General features: G+C 65.4%; 21 protein-coding genes. 9 read left to right on the top strand and 12 right to left on the bottom strand.

The genetic code is table 11. From position 1 onward, the window contains the following. The first annotated feature begins 3 nt into the window (after positions 1 to 3). Entirely contained in the window at positions 4 to 174 is a 171-nt protein-coding gene (locus tag HZZ16_RS32390; protein WP_197954267.1) for a hypothetical protein, read from the top strand. A 179-nt stretch (positions 175 to 353) separates the two neighbouring features. Then, positions 354 to 1247 (top strand): efflux RND transporter periplasmic adaptor subunit, encoded by an 894-nt coding sequence (locus tag HZZ16_RS32395; protein ID WP_197954269.1) that lies wholly within the window; start codon positions 354 to 356, stop codon positions 1245 to 1247. A gap of 206 nt (positions 1248 to 1453) precedes the next feature. On the opposite strand, the gene HZZ16_RS32400 is transcribed toward HZZ16_RS32395, so the two are convergent. Next, positions 1454 to 2302 (bottom strand): caspase family protein, encoded by an 849-nt coding sequence (locus HZZ16_RS32400; protein WP_197954271.1) that lies wholly within the window; start codon positions 2300 to 2302, stop codon positions 1454 to 1456. 420 nt (positions 2303 to 2722) lie between these two features. Here HZZ16_RS32400 and HZZ16_RS32405 point away from each other — a divergent pair, with 420 nt between their 5' ends. The 3 genes from HZZ16_RS32405 to HZZ16_RS32415 all read left to right on the top strand — a co-directional run bounded on the left by HZZ16_RS32405 (position 2723) and on the right by HZZ16_RS32415 (position 6762). Continuing rightward, on the top strand, positions 2723 to 4450 hold the full coding sequence (locus tag HZZ16_RS32405) for a hypothetical protein (protein ID WP_197954273.1): 1728 nt from the start codon (positions 2723 to 2725) through the stop codon (positions 4448 to 4450). 292 nt (positions 4451 to 4742) lie between these two features. Further along, positions 4743 to 5468, top strand: a complete 726-nt coding sequence (locus tag HZZ16_RS32410) for a thermonuclease family protein (protein WP_197954275.1) — start codon at positions 4743 to 4745, stop codon at positions 5466 to 5468. Between the two features lie 106 nt (positions 5469 to 5574). Then, the gene (locus HZZ16_RS32415) at positions 5575 to 6762 is read left to right on the top strand and encodes a pyridoxal-phosphate-dependent aminotransferase family protein (RefSeq protein WP_197954277.1); all 1188 of its coding nucleotides are present in this window, start codon (positions 5575 to 5577) and stop codon (positions 6760 to 6762) included. A 216-nt stretch (positions 6763 to 6978) separates the two neighbouring features. Here the strand turns inward: HZZ16_RS32415 and HZZ16_RS32420 are convergent, their stop codons facing one another. Beyond that, positions 6979 to 8088, bottom strand: coding sequence for a hypothetical protein (locus HZZ16_RS32420; RefSeq protein WP_197954278.1), 1110 nt, complete (start codon positions 8086 to 8088; stop codon positions 6979 to 6981). Next, complete coding sequence (locus HZZ16_RS32425; protein WP_197954280.1) at positions 8088 to 9524, bottom strand: MBOAT family O-acyltransferase; 1437 nt, start codon at positions 9522 to 9524, stop codon at positions 8088 to 8090. Before HZZ16_RS32425 ends, HZZ16_RS32420 begins: the two co-directional genes overlap by 1 nt. Before the next feature lie 306 nt (positions 9525 to 9830). Here HZZ16_RS32425 and HZZ16_RS32430 point away from each other — a divergent pair, with 306 nt between their 5' ends. After that, complete coding sequence (locus tag HZZ16_RS32430) at positions 9831 to 11930, top strand: S9 family peptidase (RefSeq protein WP_197954282.1); 2100 nt, start codon at positions 9831 to 9833, stop codon at positions 11928 to 11930. Between the two features lie 155 nt (positions 11931 to 12085). Here HZZ16_RS32430 and HZZ16_RS32435 read toward each other — a convergent pair whose 3' ends face one another. After that, on the bottom strand, positions 12086 to 12805 hold the full coding sequence (locus HZZ16_RS32435; RefSeq protein WP_197954284.1) for a ribonuclease activity regulator RraA: 720 nt from the start codon (positions 12803 to 12805) through the stop codon (positions 12086 to 12088). 135 nt (positions 12806 to 12940) lie between these two features. Beyond that, positions 12941 to 14680, bottom strand: coding sequence for an L-arabinonate dehydratase (gene araD / locus HZZ16_RS32440; RefSeq protein WP_197954287.1), 1740 nt, complete (start codon positions 14678 to 14680; stop codon positions 12941 to 12943). Between the two features lie 264 nt (positions 14681 to 14944). Between araD and HZZ16_RS32445 the strand changes: the two genes are divergently transcribed. Together HZZ16_RS32445 and HZZ16_RS32450 are read left to right on the top strand one after the other, a co-directional pair. Further along, positions 14945 to 15364, top strand: a complete 420-nt coding sequence (locus HZZ16_RS32445) for a response regulator (protein ID WP_197954289.1) — start codon at positions 14945 to 14947, stop codon at positions 15362 to 15364. Positions 15365 to 15431: 67 nt separating this feature from the next. After that, positions 15432 to 18950, top strand: coding sequence for a PAS domain S-box protein (locus HZZ16_RS32450; RefSeq protein WP_376707607.1), 3519 nt, complete (start codon positions 15432 to 15434; stop codon positions 18948 to 18950). Positions 18951 to 19099: 149 nt separating this feature from the next. Here the strand turns inward: HZZ16_RS32450 and HZZ16_RS32455 are convergent, their stop codons facing one another. Continuing rightward, positions 19100 to 19735: a response regulator transcription factor gene (locus tag HZZ16_RS32455; protein WP_091897867.1), complete on the bottom strand. Its 636-nt coding sequence runs from the start codon at positions 19733 to 19735 to the stop codon at positions 19100 to 19102. Positions 19736 to 19884: 149 nt separating this feature from the next. Here HZZ16_RS32455 and HZZ16_RS32460 point away from each other — a divergent pair, with 149 nt between their 5' ends. Further along, complete coding sequence (locus tag HZZ16_RS32460) at positions 19885 to 20187, top strand: hypothetical protein (protein ID WP_197954293.1); 303 nt, start codon at positions 19885 to 19887, stop codon at positions 20185 to 20187. A 20-nt stretch (positions 20188 to 20207) separates the two neighbouring features. On the opposite strand, the gene HZZ16_RS32465 is transcribed toward HZZ16_RS32460, so the two are convergent. The 6 genes from HZZ16_RS32465 to HZZ16_RS32490 form a co-directional block, all read right to left on the bottom strand. Next, a complete protein-coding gene (locus HZZ16_RS32465) occupies positions 20208 to 20711 on the bottom strand; it encodes a response regulator (RefSeq protein ID WP_036015910.1) in 504 nt (167 codons plus the stop codon). A 141-nt stretch (positions 20712 to 20852) separates the two neighbouring features. Then, complete coding sequence (locus HZZ16_RS32470; RefSeq protein ID WP_036015908.1) at positions 20853 to 21170, bottom strand: hypothetical protein; 318 nt, start codon at positions 21168 to 21170, stop codon at positions 20853 to 20855. Positions 21171 to 21172: 2 nt separating this feature from the next. Next, complete coding sequence (locus HZZ16_RS32475; protein WP_197954295.1) at positions 21173 to 22051, bottom strand: CheR family methyltransferase; 879 nt, start codon at positions 22049 to 22051, stop codon at positions 21173 to 21175. 61 nt (positions 22052 to 22112) lie between these two features. Next, positions 22113 to 22499: a response regulator gene (locus HZZ16_RS32480; RefSeq protein ID WP_018321619.1), complete on the bottom strand. Its 387-nt coding sequence runs from the start codon at positions 22497 to 22499 to the stop codon at positions 22113 to 22115. Positions 22500 to 22530: 31 nt separating this feature from the next. Further along, positions 22531 to 23001, bottom strand: coding sequence for a chemotaxis protein CheW (locus HZZ16_RS32485; protein ID WP_197954297.1), 471 nt, complete (start codon positions 22999 to 23001; stop codon positions 22531 to 22533). Positions 23002 to 23035: 34 nt separating this feature from the next. Then, positions 23036 to 24915 (bottom strand): hybrid sensor histidine kinase/response regulator (locus HZZ16_RS32490; RefSeq protein ID WP_197954299.1); only part of this gene is annotated, 1880 nt, incomplete at its 5' end.

Here is a 24915-nt window from a genome sequence, read left to right on the forward strand (position 1 = left end):
GTCATGGACCGGCAGATTGTCTTCAAATGCCCCCGGACGGGCCTCAACGTGCAGCATCGGCTTACCGACGAGCCGGCCGATCGCACGCACGTGTCGGTGTCCTGTCCGGCCTGCACGCAGTTCCATCTGATCGAGCGGACAAGCGGCAAGCTGGTCGGTGATCGGCGCCGCTGACGCCCGCCGCGCGCGACGCGAGCTCTTCGGAGCGAACCTGTTTTCCAATCCTGCGACTCATCAAAGACTTGCCGCGACTGCCTGCGGCGGCGTGGCGTCCTGTTTCGGGACGACGCGGCCGTAGTGCGGGCGGCGACCATCTGCTATCGATTGGAGGCATAGCCCCCGTGGAATTTCCGATGCGTCATTTGCCCCGCGCCGTTGTTCGAAGCCTGTATCCCGCAGCCGTCGCCGGCCTGCTCATCCTCAACCCCCATCCGGCCGGTGCCGCCGATGACGACGCGCCCAAGGGGCCGGCGGTCACGGTGCTGAAGGTCGCGAAATCCTGCTTCTCTGACATCGTCGAGGCCACCGGCACGATCATCGCGCGCGAGGAAACCTCGGTGCGGCCGGAGCGTCCCGGCCTGAAGGTCACGGATGTGCTGGCGGAAGCCGGCGATACCACAACCGCCGGCCAGGTGCTGGCGCGGCTGGCGCTGCCCGAGGGCGGCACGCTTCAGGTCACCGCCCCCGTGGCGGGGGTGATCGCGACCTCGACCGCGCAGATCGGCAACTTCGCCTCGGCCAAGGGCGAGGCGCTGTTCACGATCGTGGCACGCAGCGAGTACGATCTCGTCGGCCTCGTCGCCACCACCGATGTGCGCAAGCTCGCGGTCAATCAGCAGGCCACCGTCCGGATCGCAGGCGCCGGCGACATCAGCGGCAAGGTGCGCCGCATCGGCCCGACCGTCGAGCCGAACATCCAGCAGGGCATGGTTTATATCGGCATCTCCTCGCAGAAGCGGCTGCTGCTGAATGCGAGCGGGCGCGCGCTGATCAAGACCGGGCAGAGCTGCAACGTCGCCGTGCCGCTGACAGCAGTGCAATATTCATCCGCCGGCACGGTGGTGCAGGTGATCCGCCGCAACCGCGTCGAGACCAAGCGTGTCGAGGTCGGCTTGATGTCGGGCGGCAATATCGAGATCCGCGACGGCCTCAACGAGGGCGATGTTGTCGTCGCCCGCGCCGGCGCTTTGCTGCGCGAAGGCGATCCGGTGCGTCCCGTGATGGCGAGCGCGGAAGCGGCGAAGTAGAAGCGGTGCTTCACCCTCCCCTGGAGGGGACCTGGAGGGGGAGGGTCGCTTCGCATGTAGCGAAGCGAAATGCGAAGCGGGGTGGGGTGACGGTCCCTCCGCCGCGACGAACAGTGCCCGAGTGGAGAGATCACCCCACTCCGTCACGCAATCTCGCTTCGCTTGATCGCGTGCCGACCCTCCCCCTCCAGGGGAGGGTAAGAAAACTAACCGCCGGCTTCGCCGAAACGGACGTCTTCGAGCAACGACGACGATACGGTCGGGACTTGGTCGCCTTCGCTGGCGCGGGAGATGGCGAGGCGGGTCTTGTTGAAGACGCTCTCGGCGCTGCCGGGCTTGCTGAGGTTGTTGAGGAACTCGCTGACCAGCACGCTGTGCTCGCCCTTGCCGTCATCGACGACCTTGCCGGGCGAGGCGGAGGTGAGGATCAGCGCATTGTCGGACGCGCTGATCGGCGCGAGACCGTGGCTGTAGGAGCGGAAGCGGCGCTCGTACGGATTGCGGCGGGAGGCATCGAGCACGACGAGCTTGGCCTTGGCACCCTGCTCTTTCATCATGTCGAGCACGCCGTCGATGGAGACGCCATGGCGGCGGACATCGCTTTCCTTCCAGATCACGGCATCGACCGGCAGCATGTAGCTCTCGCGGCCGGCCTGCACGCCGTAGCCGCCGAAGAACAGCATAACGACGCTGTCGCGCGTGATCCGGGACTTCAGGCGGCTCACGGCACGGACCATGTCGTCCTTGGTCGCGTCTTCCACCATATCGACGTCAAAGCCGTTCTTGCGCAGCGACGAGGACAGCGCGCGGGCGTCGTTGATCGACTGCGTCAGCGGCGCGCTGGCGTCGGGATAATGTCCATTGCCGATGACGAGCGCGAGGCGCGAGGTCTGGCCGATCGAACCGGTGATCTGGTCGGTCGAGACGGCCTTGGCGGCATCGATCGCGCGCATGTTGAGAGCAGCATGGGCGCCGATCACCAGCGACACCGTGCCGATGAGGGCTGCGGCGAGGGCGATCGTACGTCTGGAAAGGTCGAGCTGCTTTACATTCATCTCGCTTCGTTTCCTGTGCCAAAGACCAGCCAAGCGCGCGCACACTGTTTGAGTAGCGCGATAGCGTCTTTAGGTTTGAGGGATTGGCCGGGGAAGTGCCCCCGAATTGCGCGCAATTTGCGGCGCCGCACCAAACAAACCCTTAACCCGATATAGGCCCTGGGGCAATAGATTGCCCAAAATTTGAGCTAAGCGACTGAGCCTGTTAGCTAATTCTCCGAGCTCAATTCCTGCTTTGCTGGTATCCCCGTAGCCTTCCGGGGATCGACCATGCAGCTCTCGCGCCGGCTTTTCCGTGACGTTCATCACATTTGTATTTCCCGCGAATCCGGGTAGCCTTTTCAACGACTTGCAGGGGGTGGCGCGCCGATGCCGGCGTGCTGGCCGTCCCCGACCAAGGCCCCCGCGACCAGGTATTTCATGAGCTTTCATTATTTTGCCGGCGCCGCCTGCCGGGCGCTGACGGCGCGGAAGGACGGCCCCTCGCTTTACGACGTCTGCGATCCCGTATTGTCGGGCACGTCCAGCGGCGATCCGCATCTCGCCAAATTCTACAAGACCGCGCTCGGCAATCCCGCACTACGGATCCTGCTCCGCCGCGCCGGCCTGCCAGAACTGCGCGACGAGGGGGCGCTGACGCGGCTGCGCGCGGCCCTCACCCAGGCCCGCGACGAGGCCGAGCCCGACTGGGCGGCGGTCGGGCAGCCGATCGCCGATCTCGTCGACGGCATCGCGCTCGACCATCCCAGGCCGCCGCCGGTGCCGTTCACCGCCGCCATGCCGCAGAGCGCGCAGGTCGACGGCGTGATCCGCGATTGCGCGCAGCATCTGCTCGGCTCGTACCGCCGCAACGGCTTCCTGCCGACCTACGCCGCCTTCAACCTGATAGGCGATCCAGATTTCCGCGGCCGTGAGCTGATCATGGCGCTGACGGGACTGAACGCGCGCGGCTACAAGAATTCCTCGCTGCTGTTCAACCTCGCCCGCGTCTTCATCGCCCGCTCGCCCGCGCGCGCCGTGGTCAATCCGCCCTGGAAGGGTATTGCCGAGCCGATGTGGGAGCCGGTGCAGATCCGACACCGCTCGGCCTATTACGACGCGTTTTTCATCGAGGCCCTGCTCAGCTTCGTCGAGACCGGGCTCGCCTCGCCAGCCGACAAGATCGCGGCAGAGCGCGCGATCGCCGACATGGTCGATTTCTGCGTCAACATCAGCCGCGAGGAGGTCGAAGGCATCGACGGCGCGCGCTTCAACGTCATCACCGCACTGGCGCCGGCGCCGCATCCACGCTTCTCCCGTTACTTCGCGCAGATCAAGCAGGACCTCGGCTTCGGCATCTACGTGCCGGATTGCGACACCACGGCCTGCTCGATCTCCGCGGCGACGCAGGCCGGCTGTACCGACGCCATCATCGACCAGCCGCTGCTGGACTTCTATGCAGGCTATCAGGTGCGCGCCGGCGTCAACGAACCGCGCGTGACCGTGCCGCTCAACGACAATATCGACTATGAGGGCGGGGTTGCGACCTGGATCGACAATCTGGCCGGCGAGCGCCCTTACGGCAACGATCTCGATCCGACGCTCAATCTCGACATTCTCGAGGTCAGCTTCCGCAACCTTGAGCGCTGGAAAGTGCTGGAGACGCCGTCGCGGCTTGCAACGGTGCATCGGATCATCGGCTTCCAGAAGCGGCTGGCCGCCAGCGGCGCCTTCGCCAATCCGCGCTCGCACATCTATTATCTGCCGGAGCTCTACAGCGCCTATTTCGGCCGCTGCTATGCCGCCTTCCTGGCGCTGCCGCTGGCCGCGCAGGCCGCGATCGATCCCGCCGGCGATTTCGATTTCATCCGCCACCGCGTGCTGTCCTACGTCAAGGGCGAGCTGGTGGCGGCCGAGATGAACGTGTTCGACGCCGCGCTGGCGCTGATCGCGCTCGGCCATCTCGGCGCCGACCCGCGCGCCTTCACGCCGGCGCTGAACGTGATCGTCGCCGGGCTCGGTGAAGGCGGCCGCCGCGGCCCGTTCCGCGCCTATGAATGGAACAAGATGAAGACACCGACGCGGATCCTGGTCGGTGGGCCCGAGGTGACCTCGGCCTTCGTGCTGATGGGCCTGGCGGTGGCGAAGCGGGCGATGGCGCGGGGGTGAGTCCTCTTACCCTCCCCTGGAGGGGGAGGGTCGATCGCGCGCAGCGCGAGCGGGGTGGGGTGACGGTCCCTCCGCGACGAACAGTGCCCGAGTGGAGAGATCACCCCACCCCGTCACGCAATCTCGCTTTGCTCGACTGCGTGTCGACCCTCCCCCTCCAGGGGAGGGTAAGAACGCCCTTCCGCAATGACGGGAAGTTGAAAGCCTGTCTGTTCGGCATGCGCTGGCCGTGCGGCCAAAAGCCGACCACAATTGCGCGGCTTATCGAGATTGTCATCACAACTGGACGGGCATGTTGCGAAAGGTCCTGATTGCGCTGTCTTTGTTTGCCATCCCTTCGCTGGCAGATGCCGCCGACATCGCCGGCACGGCAAAGGTTCGCACCGGCGATACCGTGGTGATCGGCACCACGCGGATCCGGCTCGGCGGCATCGACGCGCCTGCAATCGACCAGCTCTGCCTCAACACCAAGACCGAGCGCTGGACCTGCGGCGTCGCGGCCCGCGACGAGCTCGCCAGATACGCCGAGGGCAAGAATTGGGTCTGCCACCCGAGATCGGTCGACCGGCGCGGCCGCACCGTGGCGCGCTGCGAGGTTGGCGGCGAGGACATCCAGAAATGGCTGGTGCGCAACGGCTGGGCGCTGGCTTACACCCGCATCTCCAAGGACTACGAGCCAGACGAAGCGGCGGCGCGCGAGGCCAAAGCCGGCATGTGGCAGGGTGCCTTCATCGCGCCGTGGGATTGGCGCGAACGCAACAAGAAGACCGCCATCCTCGGCGCGACCAAGCCGCCGGACGGCGCGCACGCGGTGCTGCTCGCTTCGGCCTCGGGGCCGGTCGCGCCGTCGCCGGACTGCACCATCAAGGGCAACGTGAACAGCGCCGGCGAGTGCATCTACCACCAGCCGACCAGCCGCTGGTACACCCAGATCAAGATGAAGATCAGCAAGGGCACCCGCTGGTTCTGCTCGGTCGAGGAAGCCGAAGCGGCCGGTTGCCGGGAGACCAAGAGATAAGAGCCCCAGACCTGCGTTTTGTGCGCTTTTCTTGGCCTCCAACGCCGCGTAAAAGTGAGACTCAGCAACCCACCATCCTGTTCTCAAGCAACAAGGACCGACAGCAATGACCGTTCGCGCGGGCCGGGAGTTTCTGGCCATCCCCGGGCCCACCACGATGCCCGACGAGGTGCTGCGGGCGATGCACCGTCCGGCGATCGACATCTACGCCAAGGAGATGCTGGATCTCACCGAGAGCCTGCTCAGCGACATCTCGAAGCTGTTTGCGACCAAGGGCAAGTCCTACATCTACATCGCCAACGGTCACGGGGCCTGGGAAGCGGCGCTGAGCAACGTGCTGTCGCGCGGCGACAAGGTGCTGGTGCTGGAGAGCGGACGGTTTGCGATCGGCTGGGGCAACGCGGCGGCGCTGATGGGCGCGGAGGTCGAGGTGCTCAAGGGCGACTGGCGCCGCGCGGTGCGGCCGCACGAGGTCGAGGAACGCCTGCGCCGCGACAAGGAGCACAGCATCAAGGCCGTCGTCGTGGTCCAGGTCGACACGGCGAGCGGCGTGCAGAACGACATCGAGGCGATCGGCAAGGCGATCAAGGCGAGCGGCCATCCCGCACTCTACATGGTCGACACCGTCGCCTCGCTCGGCTGCATGCCGTTCGAGATGGACAAATGGGGCATCGACGTCGCGATGTCCGGCTCGCAAAAGGGCCTGATGACGCCGCCCGGCCTCGGCTTCGTCGCCGCCAATGCGCGCGCGCTCGAGGTGCACAAGAAGGCCAACATGTCGACGCCCTATTGGAGCTGGAGCGAGCGCGAGGGCACCGAGAATTATCGCAAATATGCCGGCACCGCGCCGGTGCATCTGTTGTTCGCTTTGCGCAAGGCGATTGACATGCTGCACGAGGAAGGGCTCGAGAACGCCTTCCGCCGTCACAGCCTGCTCGGCGAAGCCGCCCGCCGGGCGGTCTCGGTCTGGTCGGAAGGCCAGGTGCTCGGCTTCAACGTCGCCGAAGCCAGCGAGCGCTCCAACACCGTGACCACGGTGACGATGAGCAACGGCCACGATCCGGCGGTGCTGCAACGCTATTGCAAGGACAAGTGCGGCGTCGTGCTCGGCACCGGTATCGGCGATCTCTCCGGCCAAGCCTTCCGCATCGCCCATATGGGCCATGTCAACGCGCCGATGCTGCTCGGCACGCTCGGGGTGATCGAGGTCGGGCTGAACGCGCTGAAGATCCCGCACGGCAAGGGCGGGCTGGAGGCGGCGGTGTCGTATCTCGGGGAAGAGGTGGCGGCGTAGCAGCCACAAACTCCGCTGTCGTCCCGGACAAGCGTAGTCCTGACAACGCGCAGCGTTGTCAGAGCGGAGCGCTGATCCGGGACCCATAGCCACAGGGAGTGGTTTGACGAAGACTCGGAGTTACCAGCTCGCGGTACAACTTCTCCCTGGGGTTATGGGTCCCGGATCAGCGCGCGCTTGAGGCGCGCTTGTCCGGGACGACAGCGGAGTGTATGGCTACGGCTGCCGCACGCGATATGCTTCGACCTGCGCCTTCAACTCACCCAGTGACGCCAGCGGCGCTTTCGGATCGACCCTGTATTCTCCGCTCGCAAGCCATCTCAGCACCATCGCGTCCACCACCGGCGAATGGTGGATGACGTCGCTGTAATTGTCGAGATCGTGCGTGACCGCCGCGAGCGCGCGGAAATCGTGCAGGCGGACGTTGGGCAGTTGCGTCAGTCGCCGCGCAATGTGTGCCGTGAGAGCGGTGACGATCTTCAGCGTTTCGGGCGAGGCATCGCGCATCGCGACGAATTGCAGGATCGAATAGGGCGGGAAATAGATGTCGAAGGTCACATCGGGGTGGCGCGCGATCAGGCCGATAGCATCGCGCTCGAAATGACGGAGCATGGCCTCATAGCCGTAGCCCTCGCCGAGGAAGCGGCTGCGTACCGGGCTGGTGATATAGGCAAAGGCGGCGAGCGTCTTCTTCGCGTTGTAGTCTCGCGAAATGTCGATGTCCCGCGGCAGGGCGTAGATGTCGTCGATGTCTGCCAGCGCGAACTTGACCGGCAGATAGGGCGACGCCCGGGTCAGCGGCTGCCGCAGCAGCGGGACGGACCGCAGCAGCGCGAACAGGGATTCCTTTGCCATCGCCGCGCTGAACAGATAGGAGGCGATGCCTTTTGTCGTCCGGCGGTAGAGATCGACGGACAAATAAGGATCGGTCTCGATATCCGCGGCATCGATGAAGATGAAATCGTCCATTTCCCAGATCACGCGTCTTGCGCCGCGGTCGATCGCCTGCTCCAGCACGAACGCCTGCTGGCGCGAATTGGAGCCGGTCATGGCAAGCTTCAGCGAGCGGACGCCGAGCGCGCGATCGATGTCGCTCTGCCGGAAATGGATGGCGAGCGAGGTGCCCATGAAGGCGGTGTCGAACGGCTGGCTGCGGATCAGGCCGGCATTCTGAACGCGCGTGTCCTCCGAGTAGAAGGCCGGGACCAGGCGCGAGGGGCGGAACAGCTGCAGGGGATCGACGACGAAAGTGAGCGCTGCAGCGCTCGCGACGCAGGCCGCGCTCGCCAGCAGAAGACGCCTGAGACTGGTGAACGCGCCCTGCATCAGAACCGGAAATAGATGAATTCGCTGTGGCTCTGGATGCCCAGAAAGCCGAAGGCGAGCAGCAGCGAGGCCGCATAGAGCACCAGCGGCCGCGTGCGCCCTGCCCGCAGCGCCTCGCCGACCTTGCGGTTGCCGTGGTCGTATCCCATCAGCGCTTGCGTGTTCGGCGCCAGCCACACCAGCGCCGCGTAGACCATGACCTGCACCAGGGCTGCAATCTCCTCGCGGCCGAGCACGAGATTCGCGGGATCGGTCATGGCGCGAAGGACGCGCAACGCCCATTCCACGCTCGCAGCGCGGAAGAACACCCAGGCGACCACGACAGCGAGGAACGTCAGCGCAGCGCCCGCGATGCGAGCCGGGCGCGCAAACAGCGGCGGAACGTTCGATATCAAGGCATTGAAGGCATGATTGAAGCAGAGATACGCGCCGTGCAGCGCGCCCCAAATGACAAAAGTCCAGGCCGCACCGTGCCAGAGCCCGCCGAGCAGCATCGTGATCATCAGATTGACGTAGCGCAGCACGCGGCCGCGCCGGTTGCCGCCGAGCGGGATGTAGAGATAATCGCGCAGGAATTGCGACAGCGTCATGTGCCAGCGCCGCCAGAACTCGACGATGCTTGTGGCCTTGTAGGGCGAGTTGAAATTGACGGGCAGGAAGATGCCGAACATCAGCGAGATGCCGATCGCCATATCGGAATAGCCGGAGAAGTCGAAATAGAGCTGGAAGGTGTAGGCGAGCGCGCCAAGCCAGGCCTGGTCGAAGCTCGGTGAGCGCGCCTCGAAGGCGAGCGCGACCAGCGGCTGGATGCCGTCGGCAAGGCAGGTCTTCTTGAACAGGCCGATCGCGAAGATGATGATTCCGCACAACATGAGATGCCCGTCCGGGCGCTTGGTCTCCTCGTGCTCGAATTGTGGGATCATGTCCTTGTGATGGAGGATGGGCCCGGCGATCAGATGCGGGAAGTAAGTCACGAACAGGGCGTAATGCGGCAGCGCATAGGCCGCGACCCGGCCGCGATAAGCATCGACCAGGAACGCGATCTGGGTGAAGGTGTAGAAGGAGATGCCGACCGGCAGCAGGATGTCGACCGCGACATGCGTGCCGAGCAGCGCGTTGACGTTCTCGGCGACAAAGCCGGCATATTTGAAGATGCCGAGCATGAGGAGATCGCCGGCGACGCCGAGGGCGAGCGCGGCCTTTCGTTGCGGGTGCGTGAGCTCCGCCGCGATGAGAAGATGGCCGACGGCGTAATTGAAGGCGATCGAGAGCAGCAGAAGGGCGACGAACCGCCAGCTGCCGATTGCGTAGAAGGTGATCGAAGCCAGCGCCAGCCAGACCACCGGAGCCAGATTGCTGCGCCGGCCGAGCCGGAAATAGCCGGCGAGCACGACCGGCAGGAACAGCAGGATGAAGGCATAGGAATTGAACAGCATCGGGCTGGACCGGCGGCGGGGATAAGGTCCTAAAGCATACAAGGGACGGATCAACAACCCGGTGGGGATGGGACGGTCGTGCTGGCAATCGGCGGAATCGGAACGATATAAGGGAACGCGCGATCAAGCGGCGGCCCCTCTTAACCCTCTCCCCGTTCTTACGGGGAGAGGGTTGGGGTGAGGGGCCTCTTTCCACACGCGAGATGGTCGAGGGACCTGTACCCCCTCACCCGCCGCTTCGCGGCGACCCTCCCCGCAAGCGGGGCGAGGTTAAGACAAGACGATGCGCTGACGAACGAGGACCGAGTGACCCAAGCCAAGACGCCTTCGAAGCCCCCCGTCGGCCCGCGCCGGCTGCATTCCTTCACGCGGCACGGCATCACCGTGACCGACGATTATGCCTGGCTGAAGGACGCGAACTGGCAGGAGGTGCTGCGCGATCCCGCCGTGCTCGATCCGGACATCCGCAAATATCTCGACGAGGAGAACGCCTACACCGAGAGCCTGCTCGGCCATACCGCGCCGTTGCAGAAGATGCTGGTGCGCGAGATGCGCGGGCGGATCAAGGAGGACGATTCCAGCGTGCCGTCACCGGATGGGCCCTTCGCCTATTTCCGCAGGTTTCGCGAGGGCGGGCAGCACGAGCTGTTCGGGCGCATGCCGCGCGACGGCGGCGAAGGCCATATCGTGCTCGATGGCGACGCGCTCGCCAAGGACCACCAATATTTCAAGTTCGGCGGCAGCCGGCACTCGTACGATCACAAGCTGCAGGCCTGGAGCGCCGACACCAAGGGCTCCGAATATTTCTCCATCCGCGTGCGCGACTGGGCGACGGGAAAGGACCTCGACGATCTCGTCGAGGAGACCGACGGCGGCGTGGTCTGGGCCGCGGACTGCAGGAGCTTCTTCTATGTGAAGCTCGACGACAATCACCGCCCGATGCAGGTGTGGCGGCACAAGCTCGGCACAAAGCAGGCCGACGACACGCTGGTCTATGAGGAGCAGGATGCCGGCTGGTTCACCCACCTGCATGAAAGCACCAGCGGCCGCTTTTGCGTGATCGCGGGCGGCGATCACGAGACCTCGGAGCAACGGCTGATCGATCTCGCCAATCCCGAGGCGCCGCCGCGCCTGGTCGCTGCGCGCGAGGAAGGCGTGCAATATTCGCTCGCCGACCGCGGCGACGAATTGTTCATCCTCACCAATGCGGACGATGCCATCGACTTCAAGATCGTCACTGCGCCGCTTAGCCAGCCCGAGCGCAAGAACTGGCGCGATCTGATTCCCTATCGGCCCGGCATCTACATCATCGACCTCGATCTCTATGCCGGCCATCTGGTGCGGCTGGAGCGCGCCAATGCGCTGCCGTCGGTCGTGATCCGCGACCTCGCCTCGAACGAGGAGCATGCCATCGCCTTCGACGAGGCGGCCTACTCGCTCGATACGATGGGCTCCTACGAGTTCGAGACGACTACCCTGCGCTTTTCCTATTCGTCGATGACGACGCCGTCGGAAGTCTACGACTACGACATGATCAAGCGCACGCGCACCTTGCGCAAGCGCCAGGAGATTCCGTCCGGCCATAACCCGGCCGACTACGTCACGACGCGCATCACGGCGAAATCGCATGATGGCGCCGAGGTGCCGGTCTCGATCCTGCATCGCCGCGGGCTGAAGCTCGACGGCGCGGCGCCGCTGTTGCTCTACGGCTACGGCTCCTATGGCATGGCGATGCCGGCTTCGTTCAGCACCAACCGCCTGTCAATGGTCGACCGCGGCTTCGTCTATGCCATCGCCCATATCCGCGGCGGCGCCGACAAGGGCTGGGGCTGGTATCTCGACGGCAAGCGCGAGAAGAAGACGAACAGCTTCGACGATTTCGCCGCCAGTGCGCGGGCACTGATCGACGCGAAGTACACCAGCGCCAAGCGCATCATTGGCCATGGCGGCTCGGCCGGCGGCATGCTGATGGGCGCGGTCGCCAACCGCGCCGGCGAATTGTTCGCCGGCATCGTCGCAGAAGTGCCGTTCGTCGACGTGCTCAACACCATGCTCGACGACACCTTGCCGCTGACGCCGCCGGAATGGCCCGAATGGGGCAACCCGATCGAGAGCGAGAAGGATTTCCGCACCATTCTTTCCTACTCGCCTTACGACAACGTCGCGGCGAAGGATTATCCGGCAATCCTGGCGATGGGCGGATTGACTGATCCCCGCGTCACTTACTGGGAGCCCGCCAAATGGATCGCGCGCCTGCGCGCCACCATGACCGGCGGCGGCCCGGTCCTGCTCCGCACCAATATGGGCGCCGGCCACGGCGGCGCCTCGGGGCGCTTCGACCGGCTCGACGAAGTCGCGATCGTGTACGCGTTCGCGCTGTGGGCCGCGGGGATGGCGGAGGCGTGACTCTTCTCCCTCTCCCCGTTCTTACGGGGAGAGGGTCGGGTGAGGGGCTTTATCCGCGAACACGCCGGCAGTGAAGCTCGCGGAGGCTCCCCCTCACCCGGAATTCGCTTTGCGAATTCCGGCCTCTCCCCGCAAGCGGGGAGAGGCGAGGCAACTCACCGCCCGTTCTTCTTGCGCCATTCTGCGAAATCGGTGAGCGTCTGCGGATCGGTGGCGGGATAGAGACCGAAGATGCCGCGGCCCTTGCCGACTTCCTCGGTGACGAAATCCTCGAACGCGGTCATCTCGAAGGTCTCGTTGGCGATCTCGTCTGCCAGATGCGCGGGGATCACGATGACGCCGTCGGCATCGCCGAGGATGACGTCGCCGGGAAACACCGGCGCATCGCCGCAGCCAATGGGCACGTTGATCTCGATCGCCTGATGCAGCGTCAGGTTGGTCGGTGCGGAGGGGCGATGGTGGAAGGCAGGAAAGCCGAGCGTTGAGATCTCGGCGGAGTCGCGAAAGCCGCCGTCGGTGACGACGCCAGCAACGCCGCGCTTCATCAGTCGCGTCACCAGGATCGCGCCGGCCGAGGCCGCGCGCGCCTCCTTGCGGCTGTCCATCACCAGCACGGCGCCCGGCGGGCAATCCTCGACCGCCTTGCGCTGCGGATGGGAGCGGTCCCTGAACACGTCGATGGTGTTGAGGTCCTCGCGCGCCGGCATGTAGCGCAGCGTGAAGGCCTCGCCGACCATGGTCGGCTGGTCCGGGCTCAAGGGGCGGACATCCTGGATCATCTGGATGCGCAGGCCGCGCTTGAACAAGGCGGTGGCGACGGTGGCGGTGGAGACGGATTTGAGCTTGTTGCGGGTGGCTTCGGTGAGTTTGGTCATGTCGTGTTCTCTCTTTCGTCATTCCGGGGCGCGCCACTTGGCGCGAGCCCGGAATCCATCGTGGTTATGGATTCTCAGGTGCGCAATTGCGCACCATAGCTCATCGCTTCGCGATGCCCCGGAATGACAAGGTGATTAATAAATCGACGGCTCGCCAATCGGCGCGCCGAAATCGGTCTCGAGGAAGTCGAAGTCGCAGCCGTCATTGGCCTGCTTGATGTGCTTGGTGAACATCCAGCCATAGCCGCGCTCGAAGCGGCGCTGGGGCTGCTTCCAGGCGGCGCGGCGTTTTGCGAGCTCGGCTTCGCCGACTTCGAGATTGATGGTGCGCGCAGCGACATCGAGCGTGATGCGGTCGCCGTTCTGCACCAGCGCCAGCGGGCCGCCGATATACGATTCCGGCGCGACGTGCAGGATGCAGGCGCCGTAGCTGGTGCCGCTCATGCGCGCATCCGAGATGCGCACCATGTCGCGCACGCCCTGCTTCACGAGCTTGGTCGGGATCGGCAGCATGCCCCATTCCGGCATGCCCGGCCCGCCCTGCGGCCCGGCATTGCGCAGGATGAGAATGTGATCCTCGGTGACGTCGAGATCGGGATCGTCGATCGCCTTCTTCATCGAGGGATAGTCGTCGAACACCAGCGCCGGCCCGGTGTGCTTGAGGAACCGCGGTGCGCAGGCGGAGGGTTTAATGACGCAGCCGTCGGGCGCGAGATTGCCCTTGAGCACGGCGAGCGCGCCTTCCTTGTAGATGGGATTGTCGATGCCGCGGATCACGTCGGCGTTGTGTACCTCGGCGCTCTCGATGTTCTCACCCAGCGTCTTGCCTGTGACCGTGATGCAGTCGAGATGCAGATGCGGCTTGATCTGGCCCATCAGCGCCGGCAGGCCGCCGGCGTAGAAGAAGTCCTCCATCAGGTACGTATCGCCGCTCGGGCGGACGTTGGCGATGACGGGCACCTTGCGGCTGGCCTTCTCGAAATCGTCGAGGCCGATATCCTGGCCGGCGCGGCGGGCCTGCGCGATCAGATGGATGATGGCGTTGGTGGAACAGCCCATCGCCATCGCGACCGCGATCGCGTTCTCGAACGCCTTGCGGGTCTGGATCACCTTCGGCGTCAGATCCTCCCACACCATCTCGACGATGCGGCGGCCGCATTCACTTGCCATGCGGATATGGTTGGCGTCGGCGGCGGGGATCGACGAGGCGCCGGGGAGCGTCATGCCGATCGCTTCCGCAATCGCAGTCATGGTCGAGGCGGTACCCATGGTCATGCAGGTGCCGTAGCTGCGGGCGATGCCGGCCTCGATGTCGAGCCAGTCCTTGTCGGAGATCTTTCCGGCGCGGCGCTCGTCCCAATATTTCCAGCCGTCGGAGCCGGAGCCGAGCGTCTTGCCCTTCCAATTGCCGCGCAGCATCGGGCCTGCCGGCAGATAGATCGCCGGAATGTTCATCGAGGTTGCACCCAGCAGCAGCGCCGGCGTGGTCTTGTCGCAGCCGCCCATCAGCACCACGCCGTCGACGGGATGGCTGCGGAGCAGCTCCTCGGCGTCCATCGCCAGCAGGTTGCGATAGAGCATGGTGGTGGGCTTGAGCAGCGATTCCGACAGCGACAGCGCCGGCAGCTCAAGCGGCAGGCCGCCCGCCATCAGGATGCCGCGCTTGACGTCGTCGACGCGCGACTTGAAGTGCATGTGGCAGGGCTGCGCGTCCGACCAGGTGTTGAGGATCGCGATGATCGGGCGGTCCTTCCACTCCTCCGGCGCATATCCCATCTGCATGGCGCGGGAGCGATGGCCGAACGAACGCAGATCGTCGGGTGCGAACCAGCGCGCGCTGCGGAGCTGGTCGGGCGTCTTCTTCTTGTTGCTCATCTCTTTCCTTGTCCGTCCGGAGGATTCGCCCTGCTCTTCTCACAGGCAATCCATCCCCGGCAAGGCGCAGGGCGGGCGGAGGGCGGACCTCTGCTATGCACTCAGGCGTGCACACCGCACAGTGCAGCGCAATAAAGCGGCAGGCGGGCCCAAGGGGTTCCGAAGTGCTTGCCGGCCGTTGAGAATCCGCGCAACAATTTCGTGTTCATTGGTTTGATTTGCGGTCGCTGGGACACTCCCTGCCGACCGCGGAGGATTTCAGGCGTGGCCAACATCCTGATCGTGGATGACGATCCGGCCGTCCAGTTCACCATCCGGCTGCTGCTGGAACGGGCTGGTCATCATGTGACGATCGCCGCGGATGGCCGCAAGGGGCTGGCGCTGTTCGAGGCAAGCCGGTTCGACCTGTTGTTTCTCGACATCTTCATGCCCGGCATGGACGGATTGGAGACGATGCGTCACATTCGGGCGCTGGCCCCGGCGGTTCCGACCGTCGTCATCTCCGGCCGTTCGGTCACGCCGGATGCCTACGCGGGGCCGGACTTCCTGAAGATGGCGACCAAGCTCGGCGCGTTGGCCAGCTTGCAAAAGCCGTTCCGGCCCGATGCACTGCTTGCCGTGGTCACAGATTGCCTGAAGGCCGACGCGCCGGAGGGGTCCGATGTCCGCTCCGGCCGCCGATGACAAGAACGCCTCCTCTGCCGCAAGCCAGAAATGGCGCAGCGATGCGGCAGGTCCGGCGAAACTCCCCATGAGAGCAGCAACGATGCTGGCCACGCGGCTGGCCATCGCGATGATCCTGCTGGTTGCGGTCACCGTGGCCGCAGTCGGATGGCTGGGCTATCGCAACACCACACAGGCCGTCATTCCGCGGGTGCTGGAGCGGGTCGAAGCCCAATCGCGCCTGCTCGCGACCAACCTTGAATCCTACGTTGCCGGCGTACGCGGCGATCTGGTCGGCTATCGCGCCGCAGCGGCGATCAATGGCCTGATCCGCGCTCATGCCGGCGGCGGGATCGATCCTGCGGACGGCGTCTCGGAGCAGACCTGGCGCGAGCGTATCGCGGCGCGGCTCGCGGCCGAGATCGACGCCAAGCCCATTTACGGGCAGTTCAGGATCATCGGCGTCGACAACGACCAGCGCGAACTGGTCCACGTCGATCGTTCGGGTCCCAACGGAGCAGCCCGGATCGCTCCGGACAGCGAACTGGAGCGCAAGGGCGACCGAGCGTACTTTCAGCAAGCCATACGGCTCGGGCCCGGCGAGATCTATGTTTCTCCCATCGAACTCGCGACTCGTCAGGGGGGAACGGCGGCGCCTCACGCGCCGACTTTACGCGTGGCGATGCCGCTGTTCACAGCCGACGACAAGCCGTTCGGCATCATCGTGGCCAATATCGACATGCGCCCGGCACTCGACCGGGTCCGCGCGACGACGACCTCGGGCGGAGAGATCTACGTCGTGAATGCGCGCGGCGACTATCTCGTCCATCCCGACCGGGCGCGGGAGTTCGGGTCATCGCGGGGCCATCCGACCGATTGGCGCAAGGACTTTCCGTTCTTCGCAGCGCTGGCCGGCACGTCGGACGTGGCCACGCGGGTCACGACCGACGAGTCGGGCCGGACGAGCGGCGCGGCATTCGCGCCCATATCGCTTGCGGGCAAGGAATGGGTCGCCATCGTCGTGACCATTCCCCCGTCCGTGTTCGGCCGCGTGCCGGCCGCCATCCAAAAAACGTCCCTGCTGGTCGGCGTGCTGGCCGTTCTCGCCGCGGCTGCGCTCGCGGTGCTGCTGGCGCGCTCGTTGACCCGCCCGATCGGGCGTCTGACGGAGGCGGTGCAGGCCATCGGCAGCGGACGTCCCGCGGACATCCCCATCGATGCCAGCGGCGAGACCGGCGTGCTGGCACGGGCCTTTGCGCGGATGGTGGAGGAGATGCGCGCGAAAACAGCCGCGCTCGAACGCGAGATCGAGGAGCATCGCCGCACCGAGGCCGCGCGGAGCCATCACGCTGCGCGCGAGAACCTGTTCAGTGCCGCCGTGGAATCGTCCGACGATGCGATCGTGATGCAGACGCTCGATGCCATCATCACCGGCTGGAATCCGGCCGCCGAACGCCTTTACGGCTATACGGCGGAAGAGGCGATCGGCAAGCCCACCTCGATCATCGTCCCGCCCGACCGCCGCGAACAGGGCAAGGAGTACCTGCGGCGGATCGCACGGGGCGAGCCGATCGAACGCTTCGAGACGGTCCGCCTGTGCAAGGACGGCACGCCGGTCGAGATTTCGCTCAGCCTGTCGCCGATCAAGGGACCGTCGGGCGAAATCATCGGCGCCTCGGGAAGCGCGCGCAGCCTGACCGAGGCACGGCGCGCCGAGCGAGCGCTGCAGCACCAGCTCGAGGAGCGGCGTCAGATCTTCGAGACGTCGCAGGACCTGATCATGATCATGGACGCGCGGGGCCATGTCGCGCAGGTCAGCCCGAGCAGCGAGACCATTCTCGGCTACCGGCCGGACGAGATGATCGGCCGCAGCGGCGCCGACTTCATCCATCCCGGTCATCTCGAGCAGTCCCGTGCCGAGATGCGGGCGATGCGCCGCGGCGATCGCGTCAAGCTGGCCGACACCCGCTGCATCCACAAGAACGGGCACGAGGTCTGGCTGTCCTGGCTCGGCAGCTGGTCCGAGCCGGCCAAGCGCTTCTTCTTCGTCGGGCGCGACATGACCGAAGCACGGCTCGCGCAGGAATCGCTGCGCGAGAGCGAGCGCCTCGCTCGCAACATCGTCGAGACCTCGCTCGACGCCTTCGTCCAGACCGACGAGACCGGGAGCATCCTGAACTGGAACTCGCAGGCCGAGCAGCTGTTCGGCTGGCGTCGCGAGGAGGTCCTCGGCAAGAGCACGATCGACCTCATCGTCGCCGAGAGCGAACGCGAGAGGGTTCGGGCGGGGCTGAAGCAATTCCTGGCCAACGAGGACGGCCGGACGCTGAACCGCCGCCGCGAGCTGATGTGCTGCCGCCGCGACGGCAAGGAATTCAGGGCCGAGCTGAGCGTCACCGCGCTGAAGCGGCGCGAGGGCCTGCTGTTCAACGTCTTCTACCGCGACCTCACCGACAAGATCGCCGCCGAGGAGCGCATCCGCCATGCCGAGAAGATGGAGGCCGTCGGCCAGCTGACCGGCGGCGTGGCGCATGACTTCAACAACATTCTCACCGTCATCACCGGCACGATCGAGATTCTCGCGGAGGCGGTCGCCAAGGAGCCGCAGCTCGCGGCGATCACGAAGATGATCGACGAGGCCGCCGCGCGCGGCGCCGATCTGACCCAGCACCTGCTCGCCTTCGCGCGCAAGCAGCCGCTGCAGCCGCGCGAGATCGACATCAACTCGCTGATCGTCGACACTGCGAAATTGTTGCGCCCGACGCTCGGCGAGCAGATCCAGATCGAATCGGTGTTCGAGGACGAGAATTGCGTCGCCATCGTCGATCCCAACCAGCTCACCACCGCGATCCTCAACCTCGCGCTCAATGCGCGCGACGCCATGCCCGGCGGCGGCAAGCTGATCGTGGAGACCGGCGCCGCCTATCTCGACGAGGTCTATGCCAGCGCCAACGACGTGCCGCCGGGGCACTACGTGCTGATCGCCGTGAGCGACACCGGCACCGGAATCCCTGCGAACATGCTGCCCCGGGTGTTCGATCCCTTCTTCACCTCGAAGGGACCTGGCAAGGGCACCGGACTCGGACTTTCGATGGTCTACGGCTTCATCAAGCAGTCCGCAGGTCACATCAAGATCTACAGCGAGGAGGGGCACGGCACCACGATCAAGATGTATCTGCCGCCCGGCAAGACGCCGACGGCGGTCGGCGAGGGCGTGACGCCGGCGACGATCGAGGGCGGACACGAGACGATCCTGGTGGTCGAGGACGACCGGCTGGTGCGGGACTACGTGCTGGCGCAGCTGCATTCGCTGGGTTACGTCACTCTACAGGCGGCGAACGCCGCGGAGGCGCTCGCGATCGTCGCAGCCGGCAAGCCGTTCGACCTTCTGTTCACCGACGTCATCATGCCCGGCAAGATGAACGGACGGCAGCTCGCGGACGAGCTGATGAAGACGCGCCCGGATCTCAAGGTGGTCTACACGTCAGGCTATACCGAGAACGCGATCATCCATCACGGCCGGCTGGATTCCGGCGTGATGTTGCTGGCCAAGCCCTATCGCAAATCGGACCTGGCGCGGATCGTCCGCAAGGCGTTGAGCGGGTGATTGCTCTCTTGTCCCGGACGCACTGCGGCGCGTAAGCGCTGCTGTGCAGAGCGGGGACCCAGAACATTGAGCCGTGAAGTTGGGGAGATGGGCCCCGGCTCAGCAGCGCATCATTGCATGATGCGCTGCGTCCGGGGCACGAGACCATGTTACGACGCGCGCTGGGCCGCGGTCATCACGATGCGGATCAGGTCGGCGGCATTGCGCGCGCCGAGCTTCTTCATGATGTTGGCGCGGTGGTCCTCGATGGTACGCGGACTGATGCCGAGCGTGCGGCCGGCCTCCTTGTTGGAGGCTCCGGAGGCGAACTGCTCCAGCACCTCACGCTCCCTGCGCGTCAGCGGCTCGCGGCCGGGGAAATGCAGCGAGCCGAATTTCGGCGACGCGTTCTCGGCCTGCCTGCGTGCATAGGCACCGATCGCCTCGTCGAGGCGGCCGACGATCTCGCTGCCGCGGAACGGCTTCTCGATGAAGTCGAGCGCGCCGCTCTTGATCGCGCCCACCGCCATCGCGATGTCGCCCTGCCCGGAGATCATGAAGATCGGCGCCGGATAGTCCTCGCCGTGCAGCTCCTTCAGGATGTCGAGACCCGACTTCCCGGGAATATGCACGTCGAGCAGGATTGCAGCCGGCGTGCGGTTTCGCGCGACGGAGAGCAGCGCTGCACCGTCCGCGAAACAGATCACCTCATAGCCCGCCGCCTTCAACACCATCGACAAGGTGTCGCGAACGGCAGGGTCGTCGTCGACCACGAAGATTTCACCGCGAGAGCTTTGTTCGGCCATGTGCCACATCCGGTTGGCATGAAGGACTCGCGTCCGCGCCAATCGTTATGGCGCTCGGCGCGGATCCGGCTCACCCGTATTTGTACGGGACATGGACTTAACGCACAAGTAGCGGCATGGCGCCTAATTGCAGTGGACGGAGAATATCCATGCTAAATTTGGCCGACACGTCGCCTCCCGTCGCAACGTCCGAAGTCGAGAGCCGTGAGCTGATTGCGGCGGACCTTCGTTTGCTGATCGCACAGATCGAGACCAGCATGCGCCGGATCGCCGCAGCCATGGATCAAGAACACGGCAGCGATCCGGAAGGTTCCGCAGATGTCGTCTTGCTCGATGACGTCACGCCCCGCTACGTCAGCGCGAGCGCGGCCCTCAATGCCTGCCGGGCGGGCCTCGGCCACGCCCTGCAATGTCTGTCGGAATCCGACAACGCGGCGGGCGGCCGCGTCTGACTGCATGGCAGCTCCGCAAGCTAGGCGCGGTGCCGTTCCACGATCGCGTCGGTGGCGACACCACCCCAGGTGTGAATCGCCGGCAGGCCCATCGCGGTCTTGCCGAGATTGGCAAGGCTGATGCGCAGCGCCGCGAGATCCAGCGGCTTCGGCAGGCTCTGGAGCTCGATCCCGACGGAACGGGCGAAGCTGCGGGCGGCACTGCGGCGCTTGCCGTCCATGCCGCTGATGACGATCACGGAGCCTGCAAACTTCGCGCTCGCCATCTCCCGCAGCACGTCGACGCCGTCACCATCCTCCAGCACGAGATCGAGCGTCACGCAGTCGAAGCGCGCGGCGCGCAGCTTCTCGATCGCGTCCGCCACGGATGGCGCCACGGTGACCTCGTGGCCCGCCTGCTTGGCCGCGACCGTGATCAGGCGGCGCTGCGTGGCATCGTCATCGACCACCAGGAGCTGAAGCGCACGCCGCTCGGCGCCGTCGGGCAGGTTTGACGAGATCGGGGAAAGAGAACTTCTGGGCATTGCCGGATCCTGAGATTGAGAGCGTCAATGGATACACGGCTCGCGCTTAAGCCGCGTAAAGCGGCCGCGAGCAATTGACTCGGACACGTTCAGCAAATGTGAAGCAAAGTGCCGGAAAGCGTCGCGACAGCGGCGGCGAGATCAGGCCGCGGCGTCATGGCCACCGGCCGCACCGCGCTTCTTCCGGTTCTTGCCGCGCAGGAACTGGATGTCCATTTCGGCGCCGTTGACACGGACCAGCTCGCAGCGACGATAGGCGAGACCCGTGGACGACAGCAGCAGGAAGAACTCCTTGAGGTTCAAGCCCTGGATCGAGCCCTCCACCGTGAGAACGGCGTCGGTGTCGGAGATCGCGTTGAGCTTGCAGTCGCGCCGCCAGGTGCCGTCGATGGCCATGATGCAGACATCATAGCCGCGGCTGAAGGTCACACGCTCCGCGCCCTTGCCATCCTCGGCCATGATTATCGCCCCGCCATCGCCGCCATGCGCGGCGCCACACCGGCGAGAACCGGCTTGGTCACTGCCGCGCGCGGATCGTTCGGCTTGTAGAGGCCGCGCCGCTCCGCAATCGGCCGGAACGTGTCGGTCAGTCCGACCACGGTCTCGGCGGCGCCAAGCACCAGGAAGCCATCGGGCTCGATCTGGCGCGCCAGGCGGTTGAAGACGTTGATCTTGGTGTCCTGATCGAAATAGATCAGCACGTTGCGGCAGAAGATGACGTCGAAGGTGCCGAGCTGGGCGAAATCGTGCAGCAGGTTGAGCTGGCGGTGCTGGATCATCGCCCGCAATTCGGGATTGATCTGCCAGGTCTCACCGATCTGCTTGAAATATTTCACCAGCATCTGGATCGGCAGGCCGCGCTGCACCTCGAACTGGCTGTAGACGCCGGCCCTGGCCTTCTCCAGCACCTCTTGCGACAGGTCGGTCGCGATGATCTCGACGCGCCAGCCGGTGAGGGCCGCGCCCATCTCCTTCAGGCACATCGCCAGCGAATAGGGCTCCTGCCCGGTCGAGCCGGCGGCACACCAGATGCGCACGCTGCGCTTGGCCGCACGCGCCTTGATGATCTCCGACATGATGTGGTCGCGGAAATGATCGAAAGGGACCTTGTCGCGGAAGAAGAAAGTCTCGTTGGTGGTCATGGCCTCGACCACGTCGGTGATCAGCTGGCGCGAACCGCCTTGCAGCTTCTGCACGAGCTCGGCGATGCCGGACATCCCGGCCTTGCGGGCCAGCGGCAGCAGACGGCTTTCGATCAGATATTGCTTCTCTGCGGACAGGTCGAGACCGGAATTATCCTTCAGGAATTTACGCAGATACTCGTACTCGGTCGGGGTCACGGATGGCCTCTCGAAAGCTGTACTGGAACACTCTGGCCCAAGCACTTTGGGCCAGACACACTCAGACCATGGCTTGTCCGACCGGGATCAAACCGACTTCAGCGAACTTGTCGGCGATGATGTCTTTGTCGAAGGGCTTCATGATGTACTCGTTGGCGCCGCCGCTGAGCGCCTGAGCGATATGAGCCACGTTGTTCTCGGTGGTGCAGAACACCACCTTGGGCTGGTCGCCGCCGGGCAGGCGGCGCATGTGGCCCATGAACTCGAAGCCGTCCATGACCGGCATGTTCCAGTCGAGCAGCACCGCGTCGGGCAGCTGCCGCTGGCAGATCTCGAGCGCCTTGGAGCCGTCCTCGGCCTCGGTGACCTCGAACTCCAGGCCTTCCAGGATCCGGCGCGCGATCTTGCGTACCACGCTGGAATCATCGACCACCAAACACGTCTTCATTTCGGTTCTCCGGCTTCGATGTTTCGTTGGCTCAAGCAGCCATTTGCGTCTTGGTTTCGAGCTCGAGGACGCGGTCGACGTCGAGGACGACCATGAGCTGGCCGTCGAGGCGGTGGACGCCGCCGGCGAGCTTGGCCATGCGGGGGTCGAGGTTGACGGGGTTTTCTTCCTTGCCGTCCTCGGGCAGGCGCAGCACCTCGCCGATCTGGTCGATCAGGAGGCCGTAGGATTCGCCGCGCAGGTCGACGCCGACCGCCATCGCGGTCTTGCCGTCCTCGTCCTTGGGCAGGCCGAGGCGCGAGCGCATGTCGACCACGGTGACGATGCGGCCGCGCAAGTTCAATACGCCCGCGATCTCGCGCGAGGCCAGCGGCACGCGGGTGACGCGCTCGGGCATGAACACGTCCTGGACGCGCGAGATCGGCAGGCCGAACAGCTGACCGCCGATCATCGCGGTGACGTACTCGACCATGGCGCCTTCGCTGGATTGGGTCTTGCTCATCTTACCTCTCTCCTGATCCATCCCGCTTCAGGGCCTAAGCCGCGGCCGCCCGGCTCAGCTCGGAGGCGCCGGCGGCGCCCGCGGTCTGCTCCTTCAGCGCCGCGATCAGACCGGGACGGTCGAACTTGGCGACATAATCGTGGAAGCCGGCCTGACGGCCACGCTCGATCGCCGCCGGCGACACCAGCGCCGAGAGGCCGATGATCGGCGTCGCGGCGAGGTTGTTGTCGGCGCGAACGACTTCCGCGAACTCGAACCCGTTCATGTCGGGCATCTCGATGTCGGTCAGGATCACGTCGAAGTTCTGGGCGCGCAGCGCCGCCAAGCCCTCCTGCGCGGTCGGCGCGGTGCGGACGCGATAGCCGGCGGCTTTCAGCACCGGCGCCAGCATGTTGCGGAAGAACGCGCTGTCGTCGACCAGCAGCACCGACTGCGAATGCAGCGACGGCTTCATCTCCTTGCGAGTGAACCAGTCAGCGAACGCCATCGGCAGGAAGTGGCCGACGTCGATCACCTCGGTGGCCTGGCCCTTGATCACGGCCGAGCCGAGAATGCCGGAGGAGGAGCCGCCGACCTCGATGTTGAGCCGTTCCTCGACGATGTCGATGATCTCGTCGACGACGAGGCCCATGGAGCGGCCGTCGTCGGCGAACACCAGGATCGGCTGGGCGCCCTGGCTCGCGATGGTGACGCCGTCCATGGCCACCAGCGGCATCAGCTGCTCGCGGTACTGCACCATGTAGCGGCCGTTCGAGAACTCGATCTTGTCGGCGGGCAGCTCTTCCAGGCGGGTGACGAGGCCAAGCGGAACCGCCTTGGGCTGCGCCGAGCCGGCGCGGAACACCAACAGCGAGGTGGTCTGCTCGCCGCTTCCGATGTGGTGGGCGCCGTTCTCGTCGCCCATGTCATGGGCGGAGGAGCCGGCGGCGCCGAGCGCCTTGGCAATGCCGTTGGGATCGATGATCATGATGACCGCGCCATCGCCCAGAATGGTGTTGCCGGAGAACATGTCGATGTGACGCAGCTTTGTCGACATCGGCTTGACCACGATCTCTTCGGTGTGGAACACGCCGTCGACGACGATGCCAAAGGTCTGGCTGCCGACTTGCGTCACCACGATGAAGCCGTTCTCGGGATCGCTAGCGGCGCCGTCGTCGATCTTCAGGAGCTTCTTCAAGTGGATTAGCGGCAGCAGCTTGTTGCGCAGGCGCAGCACCGCGGTGTCCTTGATGCGCTCGATGCGGTGCTCGGAGTTGGCGCGGGCCCGCACCAGCTCGACCACCGAGAGCTGGGGAATCGCAAAGCGGTCGCCGGCGGCTTCGACGATCAGCGCGGAGACGATGGCGAGCGTCAGCGGGATCTTGATGGTGACGGAGCTGCCTTCGCCCGCGACCGACTTGATGTCGATGGTGCCGCCGATCTGGTCGATATTGGTGCGGACCACGTCCATGCCGACGCCGCGGCCCGACACCGAGGTGATGGCGGCCGCGGTGGAGAAGCCCGGCGCGAAGATGAACTTGTGGATCTGGGCTTCGCTCATCTTCTCGAGCTCAGCCTCGGTGACGAGACCGGACGAGAGCGCCTTGGCCTTGATCTTCTCGGTGTTGAGGCCGCGGCCGTTGTCGGCGATGCAGATGATGATGTGGCCGCCCTCGTGATAGGCGGACAGGCGAATGGTGCCCTGCTCGCCCTTGCCGCTGGCGAGGCGCTCGGCGGGGGTCTCGAGGCCATGATCGGCGGAGTTGCGCACCATGTGGGTGAGCGGGTCCTTGATCAGATCGAGCACCTGGCGGTCGAGCTCGGTGTCGGCGCCGTGCATCTCGAGCTCGATCTGCTTGCCGAGTTCGGATGAGAGGTCGCGGACGATGCGGGGCAGCTTCTGCCAGGCATTGCCGATCGGCTGCATGCGCGTCT

This window comes from Bradyrhizobium glycinis (genome assembly GCF_016031655.1).
GTDB classification, from domain to species: Bacteria; Pseudomonadota; Alphaproteobacteria; order Rhizobiales; family Xanthobacteraceae; genus Bradyrhizobium; species Bradyrhizobium glycinis.

Bases quoted from the DNA above. Each gene is read 5' to 3' on its own strand.
- HZZ16_RS32410 (WP_197954275.1), top strand. From the start codon at position 4,743: ATGTTGCGAAAGGTCCTGATTGCGCTGTCTTTGTTTGCCATCCCTTCG.
- araD (WP_197954287.1), bottom strand. From the start codon at position 14,680: ATGAGCAACAAGAAGAAGACGCCCGACCAGCTCCGCAGCGCGCGCTGG.
- HZZ16_RS32470 (WP_036015908.1), bottom strand. From the start codon at position 21,170: ATGGCCGAGGATGGCAAGGGCGCGGAGCGTGTGACCTTCAGCCGCGGC.
- HZZ16_RS32435 (WP_197954284.1), bottom strand. From the start codon at position 12,805: ATGACCAAACTCACCGAAGCCACCCGCAACAAGCTCAAATCCGTCTCC.
- HZZ16_RS32425 (WP_197954280.1), bottom strand. From the start codon at position 9,524: ATGCTGTTCAATTCCTATGCCTTCATCCTGCTGTTCCTGCCGGTCGTG.
- HZZ16_RS32450 (WP_376707607.1), top strand. From the start codon at position 15,432: ATGAGAGCAGCAACGATGCTGGCCACGCGGCTGGCCATCGCGATGATC.
- HZZ16_RS32400 (WP_197954271.1), bottom strand. From the start codon at position 2,302: ATGAATGTAAAGCAGCTCGACCTTTCCAGACGTACGATCGCCCTCGCC.
- HZZ16_RS32405 (WP_197954273.1), top strand. From the start codon at position 2,723: ATGAGCTTTCATTATTTTGCCGGCGCCGCCTGCCGGGCGCTGACGGCG.
- HZZ16_RS32420 (WP_197954278.1), bottom strand. From the start codon at position 8,088: ATGCAGGGCGCGTTCACCAGTCTCAGGCGTCTTCTGCTGGCGAGCGCG.
- HZZ16_RS32460 (WP_197954293.1), top strand. From the start codon at position 19,885: ATGCTAAATTTGGCCGACACGTCGCCTCCCGTCGCAACGTCCGAAGTC.
- HZZ16_RS32395 (WP_197954269.1), top strand. From the start codon at position 354: ATGCGTCATTTGCCCCGCGCCGTTGTTCGAAGCCTGTATCCCGCAGCC.
- HZZ16_RS32465 (WP_036015910.1), bottom strand. From the start codon at position 20,711: ATGCCCAGAAGTTCTCTTTCCCCGATCTCGTCAAACCTGCCCGACGGC.
- HZZ16_RS32480 (WP_018321619.1), bottom strand. From the start codon at position 22,499: ATGAAGACGTGTTTGGTGGTCGATGATTCCAGCGTGGTACGCAAGATC.
- HZZ16_RS32455 (WP_091897867.1), bottom strand. From the start codon at position 19,735: ATGGCCGAACAAAGCTCTCGCGGTGAAATCTTCGTGGTCGACGACGAC.
- HZZ16_RS32485 (WP_197954297.1), bottom strand. From the start codon at position 23,001: ATGAGCAAGACCCAATCCAGCGAAGGCGCCATGGTCGAGTACGTCACC.
- HZZ16_RS32390 (WP_197954267.1), top strand. From the start codon at position 4: ATGGACCGGCAGATTGTCTTCAAATGCCCCCGGACGGGCCTCAACGTG.
- HZZ16_RS32415 (WP_197954277.1), top strand. From the start codon at position 5,575: ATGACCGTTCGCGCGGGCCGGGAGTTTCTGGCCATCCCCGGGCCCACC.